This is a genomic window from Citrobacter sp. S-77 (assembly GCF_963864895.1).
GTDB classification, from domain to species: Bacteria; Pseudomonadota; Gammaproteobacteria; order Enterobacterales; family Enterobacteriaceae; genus Citrobacter; species Citrobacter murliniae.
This window is the reverse complement of the sequence record NZ_CAWLWU010000002.1, coordinates 1944965-1968873: the sequence shown is the minus strand read 5'-3', so window position 1 is coordinate 1968873 and position 23909 is coordinate 1944965. Positions and strand designations below refer to the sequence as shown.

At 49.6% G+C, this 23909-nt stretch carries 18 protein-coding genes, 1 other RNA gene and 1 pseudogene; 15 read left to right on the top strand and 5 right to left on the bottom strand.

The window, feature by feature from the left end; genetic code table 11:
* Positions 1 to 37: 37 nt before the first annotated feature.
* Positions 38 to 889, top strand: a complete 852-nt coding sequence (locus AACS05_RS10030) for a Vmh family MBL fold metallo-hydrolase (protein WP_045442202.1) — start codon at positions 38 to 40, stop codon at positions 887 to 889.
* 67 nt (positions 890 to 956) lie between these two features.
* Here the strand turns inward: AACS05_RS10030 and AACS05_RS10025 are convergent, their stop codons facing one another.
* The 3 genes from AACS05_RS10025 to ydiJ all read right to left on the bottom strand — a co-directional run bounded on the left by AACS05_RS10025 (position 957) and on the right by ydiJ (position 4686).
* Positions 957 to 1145, bottom strand: coding sequence for a YdiH family protein (locus AACS05_RS10025; RefSeq protein ID WP_045449579.1), 189 nt, complete (start codon positions 1143 to 1145; stop codon positions 957 to 959).
* Between the two features lie 77 nt (positions 1146 to 1222).
* Positions 1223 to 1633 (bottom strand): 1,4-dihydroxy-2-naphthoyl-CoA hydrolase, encoded by a 411-nt coding sequence (menI, locus tag AACS05_RS10020; protein ID WP_045442199.1) that lies wholly within the window; start codon positions 1631 to 1633, stop codon positions 1223 to 1225.
* Positions 1630 to 4686 carry a D-2-hydroxyglutarate dehydrogenase YdiJ gene (gene ydiJ, locus AACS05_RS10015; RefSeq protein ID WP_045442197.1) on the bottom strand — a complete coding sequence of 1019 codons (3057 nt, stop codon included), beginning with the start codon at positions 4684 to 4686 and terminating at the stop codon, positions 1630 to 1632. The genes menI and ydiJ overlap by 4 nt, the downstream gene beginning before the upstream one ends.
* A 211-nt stretch (positions 4687 to 4897) precedes the next feature.
* Here ydiJ and ydiK point away from each other — a divergent pair, with 211 nt between their 5' ends.
* The 9 genes and pseudogenes from ydiK to AACS05_RS09970 all read left to right on the top strand — a co-directional run bounded on the left by ydiK (position 4898) and on the right by AACS05_RS09970 (position 14806).
* Entirely contained in the window at positions 4898 to 6007 is a 1110-nt protein-coding gene (ydiK, locus tag AACS05_RS10010) for an AI-2E family transporter YdiK (RefSeq protein ID WP_045442195.1), read from the top strand.
* 184 nt (positions 6008 to 6191) lie between these two features.
* Positions 6192 to 6299: antisense sRNA RprA (gene rprA / locus AACS05_RS10005), an RNA gene on the top strand.
* Between the two features lie 587 nt (positions 6300 to 6886).
* Entirely contained in the window at positions 6887 to 7243 is a 357-nt protein-coding gene (locus AACS05_RS10000; RefSeq protein ID WP_045442192.1) for a YdiL family protein, read from the top strand.
* A gap of 143 nt (positions 7244 to 7386) precedes the next feature.
* Positions 7387 to 8607, top strand: coding sequence for an MFS transporter (locus AACS05_RS09995; RefSeq protein WP_045442190.1), 1221 nt, complete (start codon positions 7387 to 7389; stop codon positions 8605 to 8607).
* Between the two features lie 241 nt (positions 8608 to 8848).
* Positions 8849 to 10085: pseudogene (locus AACS05_RS09990) on the top strand (MFS transporter).
* Between the two features lie 21 nt (positions 10086 to 10106).
* The gene (gene ydiB, locus AACS05_RS09985) at positions 10107 to 10973 is read left to right on the top strand and encodes a quinate/shikimate dehydrogenase (RefSeq protein ID WP_045442188.1); all 867 of its coding nucleotides are present in this window, start codon (positions 10107 to 10109) and stop codon (positions 10971 to 10973) included.
* Positions 10974 to 11008: 35 nt separating this feature from the next.
* Entirely contained in the window at positions 11009 to 11767 is a 759-nt protein-coding gene (aroD, locus tag AACS05_RS09980) for a type I 3-dehydroquinate dehydratase (protein ID WP_045442184.1), read from the top strand.
* A 278-nt stretch (positions 11768 to 12045) separates the two neighbouring features.
* Positions 12046 to 13641: an acyl CoA:acetate/3-ketoacid CoA transferase gene (locus tag AACS05_RS09975; protein WP_045442181.1), complete on the top strand. Its 1596-nt coding sequence runs from the start codon at positions 12046 to 12048 to the stop codon at positions 13639 to 13641.
* A gap of 13 nt (positions 13642 to 13654) precedes the next feature.
* Positions 13655 to 14806, top strand: coding sequence for an acyl-CoA dehydrogenase (locus AACS05_RS09970; protein WP_045442178.1), 1152 nt, complete (start codon positions 13655 to 13657; stop codon positions 14804 to 14806).
* A 54-nt stretch (positions 14807 to 14860) separates the two neighbouring features.
* On the opposite strand, the gene AACS05_RS09965 is transcribed toward AACS05_RS09970, so the two are convergent.
* Positions 14861 to 15751, bottom strand: coding sequence for an AraC family transcriptional regulator (locus tag AACS05_RS09965; RefSeq protein ID WP_045442176.1), 891 nt, complete (start codon positions 15749 to 15751; stop codon positions 14861 to 14863).
* A 508-nt stretch (positions 15752 to 16259) separates the two neighbouring features.
* Between AACS05_RS09965 and AACS05_RS09960 the strand changes: the two genes are divergently transcribed.
* From AACS05_RS09960 to fadK, 5 genes are all read left to right on the top strand, one after another.
* Positions 16260 to 17024 carry an electron transfer flavoprotein gene (locus AACS05_RS09960; protein ID WP_045442173.1) on the top strand — a complete coding sequence of 255 codons (765 nt, stop codon included), beginning with the start codon at positions 16260 to 16262 and terminating at the stop codon, positions 17022 to 17024.
* 21 nt (positions 17025 to 17045) lie between these two features.
* Positions 17046 to 17981, top strand: a complete 936-nt coding sequence (locus AACS05_RS09955) for an electron transfer flavoprotein subunit alpha (protein WP_045442171.1) — start codon at positions 17046 to 17048, stop codon at positions 17979 to 17981.
* Between the two features lie 56 nt (positions 17982 to 18037).
* Entirely contained in the window at positions 18038 to 19327 is a 1290-nt protein-coding gene (locus tag AACS05_RS09950) for an FAD-dependent oxidoreductase (protein ID WP_045442169.1), read from the top strand.
* Positions 19324 to 19617, top strand: a complete 294-nt coding sequence (locus AACS05_RS09945) for a ferredoxin family protein (RefSeq protein ID WP_045442166.1) — start codon at positions 19324 to 19326, stop codon at positions 19615 to 19617. Before AACS05_RS09950 ends, AACS05_RS09945 begins: the two co-directional genes overlap by 4 nt.
* Positions 19618 to 19698: 81 nt before the next feature.
* The gene (fadK, locus tag AACS05_RS09940) at positions 19699 to 21336 is read left to right on the top strand and encodes a medium-chain fatty-acid--CoA ligase (protein WP_045442164.1); all 1638 of its coding nucleotides are present in this window, start codon (positions 19699 to 19701) and stop codon (positions 21334 to 21336) included.
* 52 nt (positions 21337 to 21388) lie between these two features.
* On the opposite strand, the gene ppsA is transcribed toward fadK, so the two are convergent.
* On the bottom strand, positions 21389 to 23767 hold the full coding sequence (ppsA, locus tag AACS05_RS09935) for a phosphoenolpyruvate synthase (RefSeq protein ID WP_045442162.1): 2379 nt from the start codon (positions 23765 to 23767) through the stop codon (positions 21389 to 21391).
* Positions 23768 to 23909 lie beyond the last annotated feature (142 nt).

Below are 23909 nucleotides of genomic sequence, written 5' to 3'. Positions count from 1 at the left end.
GCAAAAGACAATTTCATCTGCAAAAGGTTATTCCATTATGAAAGTTAAAAACCTGGCCCTGCTGTTGCCACTGTTCGCCTCCCCGGTATTTGCTGCCCCACTCCAGCTTGATGTTTACAACCCGCAGGAAAAAGCTATTTTCCCTGTCTCCTCAACGCTGGTGTCTGGTCCGAAAGAGGCCATTTTGTTTGATGCGCAATTCAGCACCAAAGATGGCGAAAAGCTGGTGCAGATGATCCACGCCAGCGGAAAAAAACTCAAAGCTATCGTAATTACCTCCGGCGATCCGGATTTCTATTTTGGCCTTGAACCGATTGTAAAAGCGTTCCCTGACGTAAAAATACTGGCAACGCCTCACGTGGTGGATCATATTCGCGCCACTAAAGAGGCCAAACTGCAATTCTGGGGCCCCCAGATGAAAGACGGTGCGCCAGCGTCTCTCACCGTACCGCAAGCCACAACACAAACGCGTTTTACCGTTGATGGTGAAACCCTGGAACTCCGCCATCCTGATGATTATGCCGCTTACGTCTGGATCCCAGCCAATCGCGCAATCCTCGGTGGAACCGGTGTAGCTTCTGGTATTCATGTCTGGACGGCGGATACTCAGTCCTCTGAACAACGTGCGCAATGGCGTAATGTACTCAGTGAAATGCAGGCTTTGCAGCCAACTCAGGTCATTCCAGGCCATTACATTGGCGAACTGCCGGCGGGCGATAAAGCGATTCGCTTCACCCAGGATTACTTACAGTCGTTTGAACAGGCACTTGGAGCTAAAAAAGGCTCAGACTACGTGATTAAAACGATGACTGCCGCCTGGCCCGGCCTTGCGGATGCCAGCTCTCTGGAATTGAGTGCGAAAGTAAATACAGGTGAGATGAAGTGGTAAACAAGATTTAACGCAAAAAATAACCCCGAACAGGTGTCGGGGTTTCATCACGATTAGCATACTGGAATCAATGAACGCCCAGGCGCCAGGCAAAATAGATCTCTTCTTTCAGTTCAGTCGAAGAGAGCGTCAGTAAATCGGCAAACTCCAGCTCCAGTTGTTTCAGTCTTTTCAAATACTGAGCCGGTGAAAGATCGGTTTTATCACGACGTAAAAATTCTATTGCCAGTAGGGCCGGGTCTAATTGGGTAGACATATCATCCTCGCTTGTGTTCAAAACCTGCACAGTATAGCACCTTCCTCTGCACACATTATGACCAAAAGCAAAATGCGTCACAGTATCGCTGTCGTCAGACGCGAAGTGCAGCACAATCTCCCCTGCTCATCGAAGATTTCGATTTGCCAGACCTGGTGACGAGAACCGGTATGCAGAGCGCTACAAACGCCTCTGACGCGTCCTTCACGCGCAGAACGAATGTGGTTGGCGTTCACTTCCAGTCCCACCACTTTTTGATCACCCTGAGTGCAAAGATATCCGGCGACCGATCCAATACTCTCAGCCAGCACCACGGAGGCTCCTCCATGTAACAGGCCAAATGGTTGTTTCGTGCGATGATCCACCGGCATTGTCGCTTCCAGAGTATCGTCACCGATGTGCACAAAACGAATATCAAGCAACCCAACCATGTTCCCCTCACCCATGGCATTCAGGGCCTCGAGTGTGACTTCACGTTTCCAGATCATCCTATAATCTCCAGCAGTGCCTGTAATGGATGGCGAACGCCCGTGCCTTCAACGCGTTTAACCTGGCTGCGGCAAGAATATCCTGCGGCCAGACAGCGGTTACGCGGCAATCGCTGCATTGCCTGGTGCCATGATAGCTCATAGATCCCCAGTGAGTTCTGGTGATTCTTCACTTCGTGACCATACGTCCCCGCCATCCCACAACAACCTACGCTGACATTTTCCAGTTTTGCCCCAAATCGGGCAAAAATGGCCGCCCACTGTGCAGGTGAGCCGGGTAAAGCCGTCACTTCGGTGCAATGTCCAAAGAAGTACCACGATTCACCGCCGAGGGCAGTCGGTTGCTGCGATTCAAGAACAGTCGACAGCCATTCGTTAACCAACTGTACATGGAAATCACCCCGCTGCTCGCCCAGTGCCAGTTTGTACTCGTCGCGATAGCACAGTACCAACGCCGGATCGACGCCAACCATCGGGATTTTCAGCTTCGCCACACGATTAAGGAATTCGGATGTCTTTTTCGCGGTTTTAGCAAAACGGTTTAAAAAGCCCTTAATATGCTGCGCTTTGCCATTGGGCGAGAACGGCAGCAGTACCGGCTGTAACCCTAGTTTTTCCACCAGGCGGATGAAATCCGCCACCACCTGCGCATCGTAGTAGCTGGTAAACGGATCCTGCACCACCAGTACCGTGCGAGCCTTCTGTTCCGGACTCAATACCTCAAGCTGCTCCAGCGTCATGTTGGCGGAACGGTGTCCTACCAGTTGGCGTTGTAACGACGGAGCTGACAGCAATGGTAAATCCACCATACCGATATGCTTTTTAGCCAGATTGCGCACCAGCGGTTGGTTGATGAAAAAGTTAAATGTTTTCGGAGCGCGCGCCATTAACGGCGCATAGCTTTCGACGGTCGCCACCATATGATCGCGTAGCGGGCGCAGATAGCGCGTGTGGTACAACTGCAGGAAGCGCGAGCGGAATTCCGGTACGTCAATTTTAATCGGACACTGCGTGGAACATGCCTTGCAGGCCAGACACCCGGACATCGCCTCTTTCACTTCATGTGAGAAATCATACTCGCCCTTGCGCGCATGCCAGCTGTTGCGGGTTCGGGCAATCAGGGTACGCAAACTGGCGCGTTTCTCCGGTAACTCTTTTTCCAGCTTAACAGGATCGATCCCGCGATCGGCCAGCAGACGCAGCCATTCACGTACCAGCGTTGCCCGCCCTTTTGGCGAGTGAATACGGTTGAGGCTGATTTTCATCGACGGGCACATTGGGCTTTTCGCATCAAAGTTAAAACATAACCCGTTGCCATTACACTCCATAGCTCCACGCCATTCCTGCCTTACGGCCAGCGGGATCTGGCGGTCATAAGTGCCGCGTTTAACCGCATCCACTTTCATCATCGGGGCATCAACGCCCTCTGGTGGACAGATTTTGCCAGGATTCAGACGGTTTTGCGGGTCAAACACCGCCTTCACTTGGCGCAGTTCGCTATACAGTTCATCACCGAAAAACGCCGGGCTGTATTCTGCCCGGAACCCTTTTCCGTGCTCACCCCACAACAGACCGCCGTATTTTGCCGTCAGTGCCACTACATCATCAGAGATGCGTTTCATCAGCACTTCCTGCTGCGGATCACACATATCCAGCGCCGGTCTGACGTGCAGTACACCCGCATCCACGTGACCAAACATGCCATAGCTCAGGCCATGGCTGTCGAGTAATGCGCGGAACTCGGCAATATAATCAGCCAAATGTTCTGGCGGTACGCAGGTATCCTCCGCAAACGGAATCGGTTTTGCGGAGCCTTTTGCATTACCCAGCAGACCAACCGCTTTTTTTCGCATCGCGTAAATACGCTCAACACCTGCCAGTTCGGTACACAACTGCCAGCCAACCACGCCGGCCTCCTGGCGGGCGATTAACCCGTCAAGGCGCTCGCAAAGGGCACTAACCTGCGTATCAATCCAAGCTTCGTCGTCACCCGCAAACTCCACGATGTTCAGACCCAGCATCTCTTTATTCGGTACATCGGTAATCAGTTCACTAACGGAGTGCCAGACAATGTCTTCACGCGCCAGATTAAGAACTTTGGAGTCGACGGTTTCCACCGACAACGCACGCGCTTCAACCATCACTGGCGCATTACGCAGCGCCGAATCAAAAGAGTCGTATTTGACGTTTACCAGGCGTCGAACTTTCGGCAACGGCGTGATATCCAGGCGGGCTTCGGTGATAAACGCCAGCGTGCCTTCAGAGCCGGTGAGGATGCGGGTTAAATCAAACTCGGTCATCTCGTCGTTAAAAACGTGCCGCAGATCGTAGCCGGTTAAAAAGCGATTGAGCTTAGGGAATTTATCGATGATCAACTGGCGCTTTTCGCGACAGCGCTGGTATACCGTCTTATAGATGCGACCAATGGAGGTATTCGTGTTGCCGAGCATTTCAGCAAGTTCAACCGGCATGGGTTGGGTATCAAGAATGTCGCCGCCCATTAGCACCGCACGTACACCCAGTACGTGATCGGAGGTCTTACCGTAAACCAGCGACCCTTGCCCGGACGCATCGGTGTTGATCATCCCGCCAAGCGTCGCCCGGTTACTGGTGGACAATTCTGGTGCGAAGAAATAGCCGTAGGGTTTCAGATACTGATTGAGCTGGTCTTTTATCACCCCGGCTTCCACCCGCACCCACCCCTCTTGCGGATTAATTTCAATAATGCGGCTCATATAGCGGGACATATCGACGATGATGCCCTGATTCAGAGCCTGACCGTTTGTTCCTGTCCCGCCGCCACGAGGGGTAAAAATCAACGAGGAAAAAAGAGGTTCAGCCGCCAGGCGGGCGATAAGCGCCACATCTGCCGTCGAACGCGGAAAAACCACGGCATCTGGAAGAAGCTGATAGATACTGTTATCCGTCGACATTGTCAGACGATCGGCATAGCTCGTTGCCGTATCGCCCGTGAATCCTTGCTGCTCCAGCGCTTGCAAAAAATTGAGCACCAGTTGAACAACACCGGGTGCCTGAGAAATTTGTGGAATCATTATAGTGACCCTTTCCTGCGGTCTGTATTGTGAAGTTATCGTTTGCGTGTTGCGTTGTTTGTTGTATCACATTTTTTTCTAATACGCCCAACACAATTACAGGCAGAATCGGCCTGTTAAAAACCGCTGAAATTGCTCATCATTATAGGGTGTGATTTAAGTGTTCACGTCGCGTCAACGGTCTGACGCACAAAAAAGGTGAAAAGTATTTATGGTAAATTTTCGTCAGCCCAGCAATATCGCGCAAGTGATGCTATCGGTGCTGTTTTTGGCCATCATGATTGTGGCATGTCTGTGGATTGTGCAGCCCTTTATTCTCGGTTTTGCGTGGGCGGGAACAGTCGTTATTGCAACCTGGCCCATTTTACTACGCATACAGAAACTGTTGTGGGGACGCCGTTCGCTGGCCGTCCTGGTAATGACTCTGCTGTTGGTTCTTTTGTTTATCATCCCCATCGCGTTATTGGTGAATAGCATCGTTGATGGAAGTGGACCGTTAATCCATGCCGTGACAGCAGGAGATATGACACTGCCGGACCTTGCATGGCTGAACAGTATTCCGTTGGTTGGCGCAAAAATTTATGCCGCATGGCACAGCCTGCTTGATATGGGCGGTTCGGCCATTATGGCCAAAGTTCGTCCTTATATTGGCACCACCACCACCTGGTTTGTCGGTCAGGCCGCGCATATTGGTCGCTTTATGATGCATTGTGGCCTGATGTTGTTGTTCAGCGCCCTGCTGTACTGGCGAGGTGAGCAGGTTGCGTTAGGTATTCGCCATTTCGCGTGCCGTCTGGCATCTAAACGCGGCGATGCTGCCGTCCTGCTGGCTGCACAAGCAATCCGTGCGGTAGCGTTGGGCGTTGTTGTTACCGCTCTGGTACAGGCTGTCCTCGGCGGTATTGGTCTGGCGGTGACAGGTGTACCATACGCGACGCTGTTGGCGGTACTGATGATCCTTTCCTGCCTGGTACAGTTGGGTCCCTTACCAGTACTGATCCCGGCCATTATCTGGCTTTACTGGTCGGGTGATTCAACCTGGGGCACAGTGCTGCTGGTATGGAGCGGCGTGGTGGGTACACTGGATAACGTTATCCGTCCAATGCTGATTCGTATGGGGGCTGATTTACCGCTGATCCTCATTCTCTCCGGCGTTATCGGCGGGTTGATTGCCTTCGGCATGATTGGCTTGTTTATCGGCCCGGTTGTACTGGCTGTCTCCTGGCGTCTGTTCTCAGCCTGGGTGAACGAAGCCCCGGTACCCGGCAACGACCCGGACGAGATCCTCGAAGAGATCGCCGAAATAGAAGATAAAAAATAACCCCAGCTCAGGCGGCGCTGCCGCCTGATTGTTTAACATTGCTAATCAATTCCGTATTTCCTGTTATCTGAATTCAACATATTCCGACTTCACATACACATTTGCGTCGCAAATTCTTCACGGCCTTTAAACTATTGAGATGAATCCGATCGACGTAAAAAACCAGCATGCCTACTATTAGCTCAAGGCTTTAGATCAACACATTGATTTATAAGCATGGAAATCCCCTGAGTGAAACAACGAATTGCTGTGTGTAGTCTTTGCCCAACTCCCACGTTGGGCTTTTTTTTTCTTATCTTTCAATGGATTAACTATTAGAAAAAATAAGTCTAAAAATGTGTGCAACCACATAAATAGCACACACTGCACATATCGTTAAAAACAGATATAATTCAATCACTTAACTACATATTGTTAATTAAGATAACAATCAGAAACCTTTGCATCTCGTTTTATACAAAAACAATTCACATTATTTTTTCTATTGCATTACACAATTCCGCAAACAAGCTTCCTACATAGCTGTGTGCAAAGTGTGTGTAATTTGTGTGTTACACGCAAAGCCGCGCCAATTCTGGGGTTTGAGAGAAATCACATAGAGATTAAAGAGATAAAACCTCATATTCTCCAGAAATGTGTACCACATTGTATTTTGCCCATCTCCCACGATGGGCTTTTTTTTATTCTTCAAACAACACCACCTGAAGTACAGCTCCTCCTTCAACCACCCGGCCCTTTTATACGCCATCCGGTTGGTTAAATGCGCCCATTCACTCATTATTAACAAATAATATTGCACAAGATACTGTGACTCTCTTCAAGCCGAAATATCCACAGTAATGCTATTACTATTCCACCGTCTTTTAAGGTGATGAAATTATGAACGCATTTGAATTGCAGGCATTCCGGCATGTTTTTGCTATGACGATTGAAGAAAGCGCAACTTATATCGCTGCTGATGGCAACGTTACCGCCTGGCAACAATGGGAAAATGGCGAACACGAAATCCCGGAGAACATCTCTCGTCAATGTTCAGAAATGTTAGCAAAACGAAAGTTAAGAATTAACGCGATCATTGAAAAAATAAACAACCGTATCGGTAATAACACCATGCGTTTTTTTCCTAACCTCGCCTCTTTTCAGGCGGTTTATAACAGTGAAAATTTTCTCGAATGGAAACTCTATCAATCGACTGCTGTTGAACTCTATGCGCACGATCTTGAGCGTTTGTGTTAGGAGAAAATCTGACGATTATAACTTTGTACTATTAGTAACTGACATAATGCCCACGCTGATGCGAATACGGCATATTGCTATGGCCTGTACACCCGACTCGAAATACAAAATTTCCATTTAGCCTCTTCGCTGAGTAACACATTATGAAAAACGCCTATTTCTCCACTGCGATAGGGCTGTACCTTAATTACCTTGTACACGGCATGGGGGTTATTCTGATAAGCCTCAACATGTCCTCGCTTGAACAACAGTGGCAAACCGATGCAGCAGGTGTGTCAATTGTCATCTCATCTCTCGGCATCGGTCGATTAAGCGTCTTATTACTAGCGGGCTTACTTTCCGATCGCTTTGGCCGTAGACCATTCGTCATTTTCGGCATGCTCTGCTATCTGCTCTTCTTTTTTGGCATTATCAATACTCACAGTATTTTCATAGCCTACGCATTTGGCTTTTTGGCGGGTATGTCTAACAGTTTTCTTGATGCCGGGACCTATCCCAGCCTGATGGAGGCGTTTCCCCGCACCCCTGGCACCGCCAATATTTTGATTAAAGCTTTTGTGTCCGGCGGGCAGTTTCTGTTACCGATGGTCATTAGTGTACTGGTGTGGGCTGAGCTTTGGTTTGGCTGGTCATTCCTGTTCGCTGCGGGGATTATGATTGTCAACGGCGTGTTTTTATTTCGCTGCCAATTCCCGGCACATCCCGGGCCTAAACCTTTCGTCAAGAAATCACCTCCCGCACAGGAAGGCCCTCTACCTAAACATCGGTGTTCCATTATCGACCTGGTCAGCTACACCCTGTATGGCTACATTGCTATGGCGACATTTTACCTGATCAGCCAGTGGCTGGCTCAGTATGGTCAGTTCGTCGCCGGAATGCCGTACACCTCGGCGATTAAGCTGTTGAGTATCTACACCTGCGGTTCGCTACTGTGCGTGCTGATCACCGCGCCGCTTGCGAGGAAACCAGACCGCGCGACACCGCTGTTGATGCTTTACACGTTAATTTCATTTATTGCCCTGCTGACGGTTTGTCTGCACCCCACCCCTTACGTGGTGGTCGTATTTGCGTTTGTTATCGGGTTTTCTTCCGCCGGCGGCGTCGTACAAATTGGCTTAACGTTAATGGCGGCCCGTTTTCCGCATGCAAAAGGAAAAGCAACCGGCATTTATTACAGCGCGGGCAGCATTGCTACCTTCACGATCCCACTGATCACGGCAAAGCTTTCGCAAACCAGCATTGCCCACATCATGTGGTTTGATACCGGTATAGCCGCCATTGGTTTCGTTCTGGCGCTGTTTATTGGCTATCGCAGCCGTGTTGAGTCCAGATATCAGTTAAAAATGGCATCGCTGGTGGAATAGCACCACTGCAATATTGTTCATACCTGCTGCAAAATAATTGGGTTAATTTTTAAAACATCAGTAAAACAACGGCAGTAAGAATTGGGTTTCACAAATTAGCATGCAATATACCTGGTAACTAAAACGCCATGCTATGTGGGTGAAATGACACCCTCTCGGTATATTAATAACATGAACGCCGTCATTTAAATCATAGCGACGACAATATAATAATTTTAACATCCGCAAGGAGTTGTGAAAAATGTCTCAACACAAGGCCTTTAATACGCCATTTCTTCTGGCGATAACCTGTATTTATTTAAGCTACTTTTTACACGGCATTAGTGTCATTACGCTGGCGCAAAACATGACATCCCTGGCAGAAAAATTCTCAACAGATAATGCAGGCATTGCCTATTTAATTTCGGGAATTGGCCTCGGGCGACTGGTCAGTATTCTATTTTTTTGGCGTTCTCTCAGATAAATTTGGTCGTCGGGCCATCATCCTGTTGGGCGCTATTCTGTATATGTTCTTCTTCTTCGGTATTCCTGCCAGCCCAAATTTAATGATTGCATTTATTCTGGCTGTTTGTGTCGGCGTGGCAAACTCAGCCCTCGATACAGGCGGTTATCCGGCGTTAATGGAGTGTTTTCCCAAAGCATCAGGTTCAGCCGTTATTCTGGTGAAAGCCATGGTGTCATTTGGACAGATGATCTACCCCATCATCGTCAGTACCCTGCTGCTTAATCATATCTGGTACGGCTATGCGGTTATTATCCCCGGCGTATTGTTCGTCCTGATTACCCTAATGCTATTAAAAAGCCGCTTCCCGAGTCAGATAGTGGATGCTGGCGTCGCGAAAGATTTGCCGCAAATGAACAGCAAGCCACTGGTCTGGCTGGAGGGAGTGGCATCCGTGATGTTTGGGGTTGCCGCATTTTCAACGTTTTATGTCATCGTGGTCTGGATGCCCAAATACGCCATGGCGTTTGCCGGTATGGCGGAAGCCGACGCGTTGAAAACTATCTCCTACTACAGTATGGGGTCGCTGGTCTGCGTCTTTATTTTTGCTGCGCTACTGAAGAAAATGGTTCGTCCTATCTGGGCCAACGTTTTTAACGCGGGTCTGGCAACCATTACGGCGGCGGTTATCTATCTGTACCCCTCACCGCTGGTGTGTAATGCAGGCTCATTTCTCATCGGATTCTCTGCGGCAGGCGGTATTTTACAGCTCGGTGTTTCCGTGATGTCAGAGTTTTTCCCCAAGAGCAAAGCCAAAGTCACCAGTGTTTATATGATGATGGGAGGTGTCGCCAACTTTATTATCCCACTAATCACCGGATACCTTTCTAACATTGGTCTGCAATACATTATTTTGCTGGACCTCGCATTTGCTCTGCTGGCATTTATCACTGCCATTATCGTCTTTGTCCGTTACTACCGCGTATTCAATATTCCCCAAAACGATGTGCGCCTGGGCGAACGTTATTTTCAATAAACAGTTTAATAGGAGTTTCAAATGGACGTAACTGCAAAATATGAACTGATCGGTCTGATGGCCTATCCTATCAGGCACAGTCTGTCGCCCGAAATGCAAAATAAAGCATTAGAAAAAGCAGGATTACCGTTTACCTACATGGCATTTGAAGTTGATAATTCAACGTTTGCCAATGCGATTGCCGGGTTGAAAGCATTAAAAATGCGCGGTACTGGGGTATCTATGCCCAACAAGCAGCTGGCATGTGAGTATGTTGATGAATTAACCCCCGCCGCCAAACTGGTGGGCGCAATCAATACCATCGTCAATGATGACGGCTACCTTCGTGGCTACAACACGGACGGTACCGGACATATTCGCGCAATTAAAGAAAGCGGCTTCGATATTAAAGGTAAAACCATGGTACTGTTGGGCGCAGGTGGCGCATCTACGGCTATCGGTGCGCAAGCGGCAATTGAAGGTATAAAAGAGATTAAACTCTTTAACCGTAAAGATGAGTTTTTCGCAAAAGCGGTTGAGTTCGCCAAACGCGTGAATGAAAACACTGACTGCGTGGTGACCGTTATCGATCTCGCTGACCAGCAGGCGTTTGCAGAAGCGTTGGCCAGTGCGGATATTTTGACTAATGGCACTAAAGTCGGCATGAAGCCACTGGAAAATGAATCCATCGTCACCGACGTCTCTTTGCTACGTCCGGATCTGTTGGTAACCGAATGCGTCTATAACCCGCATATGACCAAATTGCTGCAACAGGCACAACTTGCAGGTTGCAAAACGATTGACGGTTACAGCATGTTGTTATGGCAAGGAGCTGAGCAGTTCAAGCTCTGGACAGGAAAAGATTTCCCGCTGGAGTACGTTAAACAGGTTATGGGGTTTGCAGCCTGACGGGCAAGTATCAGTAAATATTTAAAGGGTAATCAATGAAAACCGTAACCGTAAGAAACCTCGTTATTGGCGAGGGTGCGCCGAAGATCATTGTCTCGCTGATGGGTAAAGACATCTCAACGGTAAAAAGCGAAGCGCTGGCCTATCGTGAAGCAGACTTCGACATTCTGGAGTGGCGCGTTGACCATTTTGCGGATGTTTCATCAATTGACGCCGTACTGGAAGCCGCCCGCGCAATCCGCGATGTGATGACCGACAAACCGCTGTTATTTACCTTCCGCAGCGCGAAAGAAGGTGGCGAACAGGCGCTGTCTGTAGAAGAGTACCTTGCGCTTAACCGTGCGGCAGTAGATAGCGGTCTGGTGGATATGATCGATCTGGAACTTTTCACCGGCGATGAGCAGGTTAAAGCAACCGTCGAACACGCGCATGCGAAAAATGTCTTTGTGATTATGTCTAATCATGATTTCCATAAAACACCGGCGGCAGAAGAGATTATTCAGCGTCTGCGCAAAATGCAGGAACTTGGCGCAGATATTCCTAAAATTGCGCTGATGCCGCAAAGTAAAACGGATGTTCTGACGTTACTCAGCGCCACGCTGGAGATGCAGGAACGCTACGCCGATCGCCCGGTGATTACTATGTCAATGGCCAAAACTGGCGTTATTTCACGTCTGGCAGGTGAAGTCTTTGGCTCAGCTGCAACCTTTGGCGCAGTAAAAAAAGCTTCAGCCCCGGGGCAGATCTCCGTTACCGATCTGCGTACCGTACTGACAATATTACATCAGGCTTAATAACAAAATATTTCCACGATACACAAAATCATTCAAGTTGCATCAAGGCAGTAAATAAGCGAATCCCGATGAGCTTACTTAAGGTAAGTGATTCGGGTGGGAGCGTGCAGCCAACGCAGAAGCAGCTTGCAGGATCACGGGTATAAATATAAATAACTCGCTGGCTCAGATATTCGTTTAACAGCGTATATCTGGCAATCAGCTAAGCATTATTAAAGTGAATACTATTTCATCGAATATATCGATAGGTATTCGCACACATATAATCTGGAGTTTATATGAAACTTAAAAGACCTGAACGTATTCAAGGTCGGGTACCGGTATTATCGGCAGCGGACGCAGTGAATTATATTCCTGATGAAGCGACTCTTTGCGTATTAGGTGCAGGTGGCGGTATTCTTGAAGCTACCAAATTAATTACTGCATTGGCTGATAAATATAAAAACAACCAGTCCCCGCGTAATTTATCACTGATCAGTCCGACAGGATTAGGAGATCGGGCAGACCGGGGGATTAGCCCGCTGGCGCAGGAAGGTTTAGTTAAATGGGCGCTTTGCGGGCATTGGGGACAATCACCACGGATCTCCGATTTAGCCGAACAGAACAAAATCGCTGCGTACAACTACCCACAGGGGGTATTAACTCAAACGTTACGCGCCTGCGCGGCCCACCAGCCAGGTATTTTAAGCGATATCGGCCTTGGCACATTTGTTGACCCTCGCCAACAGGGTGGCAAGCTGAATGAAGTGACCACTGAAGATTTAATTAAACTGGTGGAGATCGATAACAAAGAGTACCTCTACTATAAGGCCATCGCGCCAAATATCGCCTTTATTCGCGCGACTACCTGTGACAGCGAAGGCTACGCCACCTTTGAAGATGAAGTGATGTATCTCGATGCGCTGGTCATTGCCCAGGCCGTTCACAACAACGGTGGCATCGTCATGATGCAGGTGCAAAAGATGGTTAAGAAAGCCACCCTGCATCCTAAAGCGGTTCGTATTCCGGGCTATCTGGTGGACATTGTGGTGGTTGATCCCGATCAGACTCAGCTGTACGGCGGTGCGCCAGTTAACCGCTTTATTTCAGGTGATTTTGTCCTTGATGACAGCCACCAGACCGCCCTGCCACTCAACCAGCGTAAGCTTGTTGCCAGACGCGCTCTCTTCGAAATGCGCAAAGGCGCTGTCGGTAACGTTGGTGTAGGTATTGCCGATGGTATTGGCCTTGTCGCTCGCGAAGAAGGATGTGCCGACGACTTTATTCTAACGGTCGAAACCGGCCCTGTTGGTGGCATTACCTCTCAAGGCATTGCCTTTGGTGCTAACGTTAATACCCGTGCCATTATGGATATGACCTCCCAGTTTGATTTCTACCACGGTGGCGGACTGGATGTGTGCTATTTAAGTTTTGCTGAGGTGGATCGGCATGGCAACGTTGGCGTACATAAATTTAATGGCAAGATTATGGGCACTGGCGGTTTTATCGATATTAGCGCCACCTCGAAGAAAATTATTTTCTGCGGCACATTAACCGCCGGCAGTCTGAAAACAGAAGTGACCGATGGTAAATTAAATATCGTGCAGGAAGGTCGGGTGAAGAAATTCGTTAATGAATTACCCGAAATAACTTTCAGCGGAAAAATTGCTCTCGAACGCGGACTTGATGTGCGTTATATCACCGAGCGCGCCGTGTTTACGTTAAAAGAAGACGGCCTCCATTTAGTTGAGATTGCACCAGGAGTCTCTCTGCAAGAAGACATTCTGGACAAAATGGATTTCACACCCGTTATTTCTCCGAACCTGAAACTGATGGACGAAAGATTATTTATTGATTCTTCGATGGGTTTTGTATTGCCCGACGCCGCCAATTAAAAGGAGTACCCAGATGGACTTTTCATTAACTGAAGAACAAGAGCTGCTGCTTGCCAGTATTCGGGATCTGATTACCAGTAATTTCCCGGAAGAGTATTTCCGTACCTGCGATCAGACCGCCACCTACCCCAGAGAATTTATGCGTGCCCTTGCGGATAACGGTATTTCGATGCTGGGTGTACCGGAAGAGTTTGGCGGTATACCGGCTGACTACGTCACACAGATGCTGGCTCTGATGGAAGTGTCAAAATGTGGAGCTCCCGCATTTTTAATTACCAACGGTCAGTGCATTCACAGCATGCGTCGTTTTGGTTCAGCCGAGCAACTACGTAAAACAGCAGAAAGCACAATGGAAACGGGCGATCCAGCGTATGCGTTGGCATTGACCGAACCTGGCGCCGGGTCCGACAACAACAGTGCCACGACCAGCTATACGCGTAAAAATGGCAAGGTGTACCTGAACGGACAAAAAACGTTCATTACCGGAGCCAAAGAGTATCCATACATGCTGGTACTGGCGCGTGATCCGGAGCCTAAAGATCCGAAGAAAGCCTTTACGCTGTGGTGGGTTGACTCCAGTAAACCCGGCATCAAGATTAACCCGTTACACAAAATCGGCTGGCACATGTTAAGTACCTGCGAAGTCTATCTCGACGATGTCGAAGTTGACGAAAGCGACATGGTCGGTGAAGAAGGCATGGGCTTCCTCAACGTGATGTATAACTTTGAAATGGAACGGTTGATCAACGCTGCGCGCAGCACCGGTTTTGCGGAGTGTGCCTTCGAAGACGCAGCACGTTACGCCAACCAGCGCATTGCATTCGGCAAGCCCATTGGGCATAACCAGATGATCCAGGAGAAACTGGCACTCATGGCGGTTAAAATCGAGAACATGCGCAATATGGTATTGAAAGTCGCCTGGCAGGCCGACCAGGAGCAATCGCTGCGTACCAGCGCAGCACTGGCAAAACTGTACTGTGCTCGCACTGCGATGGAAGTGATCGACGACGCAATTCAGATTATGGGTGGTCTGGGTTATACCGATGAAGCGCGCGTTTCCCGATTCTGGCGAGACGTACGTTGCGAACGTATTGGTGGCGGCACCGATGAGATCATGATTTACGTAGCTGGTCGTCAGATCCTGAAAGATTATCAAAACAAATAAGTGATGGTAGCAACCCGGATAGCGTATAAATGCTATCCGGGCTTATGCCAGGGATCAGACTTCCGGTAGCAGGCATTCCTGCTCAATCAGATTGTTTTTAAACTGCTTACGATAGTCGCTGGGTGAACACCCCACATGCCGTTGAAAGAGTTTGGCAAAATGATCGACATTTTCATATCCCACCCGCCACGAAATCTCACCTAACGAAGCCTCAGTATTTGTCAGGGAGAATTTCGCTTCTGTCATCCGTCGCTGAATAACATAGTTAATCGGTGAAATACGATACTCTTTGGTAAATTCATGGCAGATATAACTGACGCTGGCACGAAATTTTTTGGACAACTGATCCAGCGTTATTTTTTCGCGGAAATTGTTATTTAAATAAACCAGTACATCTTTAATTAAGATATCTTTTTTAATATACCCTTGCTCCGAACGATAAGCATTTTTAAAGTTTTCATAAAATAAAACGGTTAAGGCATAAGCGAAAGCATCATAAGCCGCGGAGGTCAGGTTATTTTTGCTCTGCGGGAGCATGATGCTAAGTTCATTAAAGATACTTTTAATGACCTCCTTTCCTTGCCCGGCGCTGATGACCGGACATGAATGCCCTTGCAATAGCTGATTCTCCTGCCAGCCTTCAAAACGGAAGCCGTACAATGCACAGGTATAAGTGGTCGCAGGCGAGCTGCTGTCAGAGGCGACAGCATGGAGCCGCCCTTGTTCTATCACGACAATATCGCCGGCATGCGCGACATACAGTGAAGAATCAATAATTAATCTGGCGACCCCTTTTTTGACATAAATGAGCTCTGTTTCATTGTCATGAACATGGTGGCCAGACTCCCAGTTAGGATCATCACTAATGACGAAGCGTGAAAATCTGGGCGTTTTCCCCTGCTCAAAAAGGGTTTCCATCGCATTATCAAAACATCGTTGATACATGACAACCTCCACCTTAAGACAGTAATTTTAGGAACATTTAATAATGACAAATTAAAGCGATGAGCCATGTTATACAATGATAATCCATACTAGCGAAACAAAATTATTTGTGCCAACTGCAAGATGATACTCCCGGTTGGAGTGAATTATCCCCACTATTTATTTGCATTTTAAATTTATTGAAAAGGATAAATGTTATTTCTTTAGAGGCAATAATTTACATAACGGAAACAAATATCGCTCAATAGTGAATAAAAATATGATGCACTTCGCAAAGATCTCCTACAGTTTGCCTGGTCCAATTATTTCTTCCACAATCCGTTTTCCTTCCATTCTGATCAACGTTGCACTCTGATCTCATTTTTTTTTGCAAGATTGTTAGGAATGAAAACAGATTGCCCCGTCGAAAACACATTACATCTACCGCACACTATTTTCAGTCAAATTTTACCTACTGCCGATGATGACGCACTCCGTCATCATCCGAACGTGACCCACTGGAGATACCATGAAAATAATAACCTGCTTTAAGTTGGTACCTGAAGAACAGGACATTGTTGTTACCCAGGAGCGCTCGCTTAACTTTGACCGAGCCGAAGCCAAAATCAGCCAGTTTGATTTGAACGCGATGGAAGCCGCTGCACAACTAACCGCTGAGGGTGATGAGATCGTCGCCTTAACGGTCGGAGGTTCATTGTTACAGAACTCTAAAGTGCGGAAAGACGTGTTGTCCCGCGGTCCGGATAGTCTGTTTCTGGTACAGGATGCGCAACTGGAACATTCACTGCCCAGAGACACTGCTCAGGCCCTGGCCTGCGCCGCGAAAAGTATTGGATTTGACCTGATGATATTTGGTGAAGGATCAGGCGATCTCTACGCGCAGCAGGTGGGCTTGCTGGTGGGAGAATTGCTACAACTTCCCATTATTAACGCAGTAAGCAGCATTCAACGTAACGGCGGCCATGTTCTGGTTGAGCGCGCGCTTGAAGATGAAATTGAAGTCATCGACCTCCCCCTTCCCGCCGTGCTTTGCGTCACGTCAGATATCAATACACCGCGTATTCCTTCGATGAAAGCCATTCTTGGCGCGGGTAAAAAACCCGTTACGCAGTGGCAGGCCAGTGATATTGGCTGGACACCAACGCCACCATTAGCAGAGCTGGTTGAGATCGTGGTTCCGCCGCAAGCCGAGCGCAAGCGCATCATTCTGGAAAACGACTCGCCAGAAGCCATTGCCGAACTGGCTGAACATCTGAAAAAAGCCCTGAACTAAACCCAACGGAGAGAGATTATCATGAGTAAATTAGCCAACGTCTGGGTGTTCAGCGATAACGTAGAACGCTATGCAGAGTTAATGACCGGAGCTCGCCAATGGGGTGAGCAGGTGCACATCATTGTGCAAGGTAGCGAACAGGCAAGCAGGGCTAAGCGGCTGGGTGCCGATGAAATAATCGTCCTCGAACAAATCTCCCCCTTACAGCGTATTGAAAACTATGCGGAGACCCTCGTCGCCCTGATAAAAGAGCACTCTGGCCTGTTGCTGTTGCCTGCCACCAAACGCGCCAAGGCCCTCGGTGCGCGTCTGAGTATTCAACTCAATGCAGCGATGGTGAACGATGCCACATCGGTAAGTCTTGATGCCGGGGCGCTTTTCGCTGAGCACCGCATGTATGGCGGTCTCGCATTCGGCAAAGAAAAACTCAACAGTGCTCTGGCGATTATCACAATCGCCGCCGGAGTGCTGGAGCCGGTAGAAGAGAATCAGGAAAACAGCTGTCCGGTTACTTCCGCAACGTATATCACTCCGCACCATGAAGTTATCTGCCAGGAGCGTCGCACCAAACCACTTAGCAGTGTTGATCTCAGTAAAGCCAAACGCGTCGTGGGTGTTGGTCGTGGCCTGGTTGCACAGGACGACTTACAAATGGTGCATAACCTGGCTGCTGTACTGGGCGCTGAGGTGGGATGCTCACGACCGATTGCTGAAGGTGAAAACTGGATGGAGCGCGAACGCTATATTGGCGTTTCAGGCGTATTGCTGAAATCTGATCTTTACCTGACGCTGGGCATCTCAGGGCAAATTCAACATATGGTCGGCGGAAACGGTGCGAAAATTATTGTCGCCATCAACAAAGACAAAAAAGCCCCCATCTTTAATTACGCCGATTACGGTCTGGTGGGCGATATCTACAAAGTTGTTCCAGCCCTTATCGAACAGCTAAGCCGCTAACCCCCTATTTAACGCACAGATCCCGCCGCCCTCGCGGCGGGAAGGGAGCATAAAGCATGTCAGATGAAAAATTTGATGCCATTGTGGTCGGTGCTGGCGTGGCCGGTGCGGTAGCAGGCTATGTGATGGCAAGTGCAGGACTGGACGTGTTGGTTATTGAGCGTGGAAACAGCGCTGGCAGTAAAAATATGACCGGTGGCCGGCTCTACGCACATAGCCTTGAAAGCATCATGCCTGGATTCGCTCAGCAAGCGCCCATCGAACGTAAAGTGACCCGCGAAAAAATCTCATTCCTGACCGAAGAAAGTGCCGTGACCCTGGACTTTCACCGTGAAAAAACCGATGCCCCAGCGCAGGAGTCGTATACCGTTTTGCGCAACCGTCTTGATCCCTGGCTGATGGAAAAAGCCGAACAAGCAGGCGCGCAGTTCATTCCTGGCGTTCGCGTCGATGCGCTGATCCGCGAGGGCAATAAAGTTACCGGTGTACAGGCTGGTGACGATATCCTCGAAGCCAATATTGTCATCCTTGCCGACGGTGTTAATTCCATGCTGGGCCGCTCACTGGGCTTAGTCCCCGCCTCCTCAGCACATCATTATGCCGTCGGTGTAAAAGAACTGATCGGCTTGTCTCCCTCTGTTATTGCAGATCGTTTCAATCTTTCGGGCAATGAAGGTGCGGCCTGGCTGTTTGCCGGCTCGCCATCTAACGGACTCATGGGCGGTGGTTTTCTGTATACCAACCATGACTCTGTTTCTCTGGGGCTGGTGTGCGGCCTGGGGGACATAGACCACGCCACAAAAAGTATTCCGCAAATGCTGGAAGATTTTAAGCAGCATCCCACTATTCGCCCGCTGATTGAAGGAGGTGAATTGCGGGAATACTCGGCACATATGGTGCCTGAAGGTGGTCTGGCAATGGTGCCCAGACTGTTCGATGATGGCGTGATGATCGTCGGCGATGCCGCCGGTTTCTGTCTGAATTTGGGGTATACGGTACGCGGCATGGATTTAGCCATTGCTTCTGCGGAGGCGGCAGCTAAAACAGCGATTGCCGCGAAAGAACGGCAAGATTACTCCGCCAACAGCCTGATGGACTACAAGCACGCTCTCGAACAGAGTTGCGTAATGCGCGATTTACAGCATTTTCGCAAGATCCCGGCGCTGATGGAAAACCCGCGTCTGTTTACCCAATACCCACGCATGGTGGCAGATATCATGAGCGATATGTTCACCGTTGACGGACGTCCGAATCAACCGGTTCGCAAGATATTTATGTCCCATGCAAAACAGATTGGGTTAATGAACTTACTCAAAGACGGCATTAAGGGAGCAACAGCGCTATGAGTCAGGACAATACCGTTAACGTTGACGTCAAACTGGGCGTCAACAAATTCAATGTCGATGAAGGCCATCCGCATATTATTCTGACCGATCATCCTGACGTTAATGAATTTCGCAAATTACTGAAAGCCTGCCCCGCCGGACTGTATAAGCAGGACGAAAGCGGAAATATTCATTTTGATTCTGCAGGGTGTCTGGAGTGTGGGACTTGTCGGGTACTTTGCGGTGAAACAATCCTCGAACAATGGGAATACCCGGCAGGGACATTTGGTGTGGAGTTCCGCTACGGCTAACGGATTTTGCATTTTACAGGCCGGATCGGATGCTACTGCCGTCCGGCAAGAAGTATGCCGAAAATAATCCAGGGACAAACAATGAAAGTCACGCTAACGTTTAATGCCGAGCGTCGAAAAACATACCGACAGCAGGGATTTTGGGGAGATGCATCACTCGGCGACTACTGGCACCAAACTGCTCAGGCCGTGCCGGACAAAACCGCTGTAGTCGATAATCAGGGCGATTCATATACCTATGCCGCACTCGACAGTGCAGCCAACAGCCTGGCATCATGGTTTTTATCCTGCGGGATCCAACCTGGCGATCGTATTGCTTTTCAACTGCCGGGCTGGTGCGAATTTACTCTTATTTATCTGGCCTGTCTGAAAACGGGGGCCGTTTCCGTTCCCCTGTTACCCGCCTGGCGCGAGGCAGAACTGGTGTGGGTACTGAACAAATGTAAAGCGAAGATCTTTTTCGCGCCGACCCTGTTTAAGCAGACCCGATCGGTCGATCTGATCCTGCCCCTACAAAATCAGTTACCGCATCTGCAACAGATTGTCGCCGTGGATAAACTGGCCCCTGCAACGGCATCATTAGCGCTCAGTCAGCTACTTACGACCCCACCGTTAACCAAAGCGATTAGCGTTCATGCCGACGAACTGGCCGCAGTGCTTTTTACCTCCGGTACTGAAGGGATGCCGAAAGGCGTGATGCTGACCCATAACAACATCCTTGCCAGCGAGCGCGCCTACTGCGCCCGCCTCAACCTCAACTGGCAGGATGTGTTTTTAATGCCTGCTCCGCTTGGGCACGCCACCGGTTTTCTGCATGGCGTAACAGCGCCGTTTTTAATTGGTGCGCGCAGCGTGCTGCTGGATATTTTTACCCCAACGGCCTGCCTCGAACTGTTGCAGCAACAGCGTTGTACCTGCGTACTCGGCGCAACACCCTTCGTCTATGACATCCTGTGCTGTGTCGAAAAGCAACCTTACGATCTCTCATCACTGCGCTTCTTCTTATGCGGTGGCACAACTATTCCAAGAAAAATTGCCCGCGACTGTCAGCAGCTCGGCATCAAACTGTTAAGCGTCTATGGCTCGACGGAAAGTTCACCGCATGCAGTAGTAAACCTTGATGACTCACTTTCTCGCATGATGAATACCGACGGCTACGCCGCCGCTGGCGTCGAAATAAAAGTGGTCGATGAAGCGCGAAAAACGCTGCCACCAGGCACAGAAGGTGAAGAAGCTTCGCGCGGGCCCAACGTCTTTATGGGCTACCTTGATGAGCCAGAAATGACTGCCAGAGCGCTGGATAGCGACGGTTGGTACTACAGTGGTGATTTGTGCCGAATGGACGACGCGGGATACATAAAAATTACCGGACGTAAGAAAGATATTATCGTGCGAGGTGGCGAGAATATCAGTAGTCGTGAGGTTGAAGACATTCTATTGCAGCATCCGCGCATACATGATGCCTGTGTTGTTGCCATGCCAGACGATCGATTAGGGGAAAGGTCGTGCGCCTACGTAGTGCTCAAGTCCCCGCATCACTCGCTTTCGCTGGAATCTGTGGTAGCTTTTTTTAGTCGTAAACGGGTGGCAAAGTACAAATATCCGGAACATCTTGTGGTGATCGAAAAATTACCCAGAACGGCGTCCGGTAAAATTCAGAAGTTCTTGTTACGTCAGGATATTATTCAGCGCCTGCAGGCTGAATGTGTTGAGGTATAAGTGTGGCAGAGATGACAGGATGGCGACGCGAACGCCGCCATCCTGGTTGATATTACTTTTTCAGTTCAGCCAGACTCAGCCATGTCTGTACAACGGTATCCGGGTTCAACGACAGGCTGTCGATCCCCTCTTCCATCAGCCAGGCAGCGAAGTCTTCGTGGTCAGATGGACCCTGACCGCAAATACCAACGTATTTACCCTGTTTCTTGGCTGCGCGAATCGCCATCGACAGCAGTGCTTTCACCGCGTCGTTACGCTCATCAAACAGCTCAGAAACAACACCAGAGTCACGGTCCAGACCCAACGCCAGCTGCGTCATGTCGTTAGAGCCAATAGAGAAGCCGTCGAAGTGCTCAAGGAACTGCTCAGCCAGCAAGGCGTTGGATGGGATCTCACACATCATGATGATCTTCAGCCCGTTCTCGCCACGTTTCAGCCCCTGACGCGCCAGCTCATCCACCACCGCTTTTGCCTGGGCCACAGTTCGTACGAACGGTACCATCACTTCAACGTTCGTCAGTCCCATTTCGTTGCGCACGCGTTTCACCGCGTCACATTCGAGGGCAAAACAGTCGCGGAAGCTATCTGAAACATAACGACCCGCGCCACGGAAGCCCAACATCGGGTTCTCTTCATGCGGTTCATAACGCTCGCCGCCGACCAGGTTGGCGTATTCGTTGGACTTAAAGTCCGACATACGGACAATGACACGTTTTGGATAAAACGCTGCACCCAAGGTCGCGATCCCTTCGGTCAGACGACCAACATAGAATTCGCGAGGGGAGTCGAACCCTTTCATCATTGAGCGGATTTCTTTTTGCAGCTCAGGCGTCTGATCATCAAACTCCAGCAGTGCGCGAGGATGCACGCCAATCATGCGGTTGATGATAAATTCCAGACGCGCCAGTCCAACGCCTTCGTTCGGCAGACAGGCGAAATCGAAAGCCCGGTCCGGGTTGCCGACGTTCATCATCACCTTCAACGGCAGATCCGGCATGGTCTCCACGCTGGAACTTTTCACGCTGAAGTCGAGCATGTCAGCATACACATAGCCGGTATCGCCTTCGGCGCAGGAGACAGTCACCTTCTCGCCATCTTTCATGCGCTCGGTAGCATCACCACAACCTACGACAGCCGGGATCCCCAGCTCGCGTGCGATGATCGCCGCGTGACAGGTACGACCGCCGCGGTTGGTGACAATCGCTGCCGCTTTTTTCATGATCGGCTCCCAGTCTGGGTCGGTCATGTCGGTGACCAGTACGTCGCCTGGGTCAATGCGGTTCATTTCGCTGATGTCGTGAATCACCTTCACCGGACCCGCGCCAATGCGATGACCGATAGCACGACCTTCAGCAATGATTTTACCCTGAGCATGCAGCGTATAACGCTCCATCACCTGACCGCGAGAACGTACGGTTTCCGGACGAGCCTGCACAATGAACAGCTTGCCGGTGTGACCATCTTTAGCCCATTCGATGTCCATAGGACGACCGTAGTGCTTCTCGATCTGTACCGCCTGCTTCGCCAGTTCCTGCACTTCCTCGTTCGTCAGCGAGAAAATATCACGTTGATCTTGCGGAACATCTTCAATCGTAACCTGTTTACCGTGTTCCTGCGTCGGCGCGTAAATCATGCGGATTTTTTTCGAACCCATCGTGCGACGCACAATTGCCGGGCGGTTAGCGGCCAGCGTCGGTTTGTGCACGTAGAATTCATCAGGGTTGACAGCGCCCTGCACGACCATTTCTCCCAGGCCCCAGGCTGAGGTGATAAACACCACCTGGTCGAAACCTGATTCGGTGTCGATAGAGAACATCACGCCGGAAGACGCAAGGTCAGAGCGCACCATACGCTGGACACCCGCAGAGAGCGCCACCCCACGGTGGTCATAACCCTGGTGAACACGGTAGGAGATCGCCCGGTCGTTAAACAGCGAAGCAAATACGTGTTTTATTGCCACCAGCACCGCATCAAAACCCTGGACGTTGAGGAAAGTTTCCTGCTGACCGGCAAATGAAGCATCTGGCATATCTTCTGCGGTTGCAGAAGAACGCACGGCAAAAGAGGCATTAGCATCATCCGCGGAAAGCTGCGCGTAGGCATCGCGGACGGCATTTTCCAGCTCAGGCTGGAAAGGAGTGTCGATAATCCACTGGCGGATCTGCGCACCGGCTTTCGCAAGCGCGGTAACATCGTCAATATCCGTTTTATCCAGCAGCTCATAAATGCGCTGGTTTACACCGCTCTGGTCCAGAAACTGGTTAAACGCATCGGCGGTCGTTGCAAAACCATTCGGTACGGAAACACCCATACCGGAAAGGTTAGTAATCATTTCACCCAGGGAGGCATTTTTGCCCCCAACTCTGTCTACATCATTCATGCCGAGTTGGTTATACCAAAGCACCAGCGGTGACGAGCCATTGTTGGACATCGAACAATCCTTATATATGAACGAGGTTAGGAAACTCAATTTTGCGTAATTATCTTTGCATATTTACTTCAGCGAAAAAAACGGTGAATCGTTCAAGCAACTTTATTTTTTATTTTTTAAGATTGTTTACGCATTTGCGCAA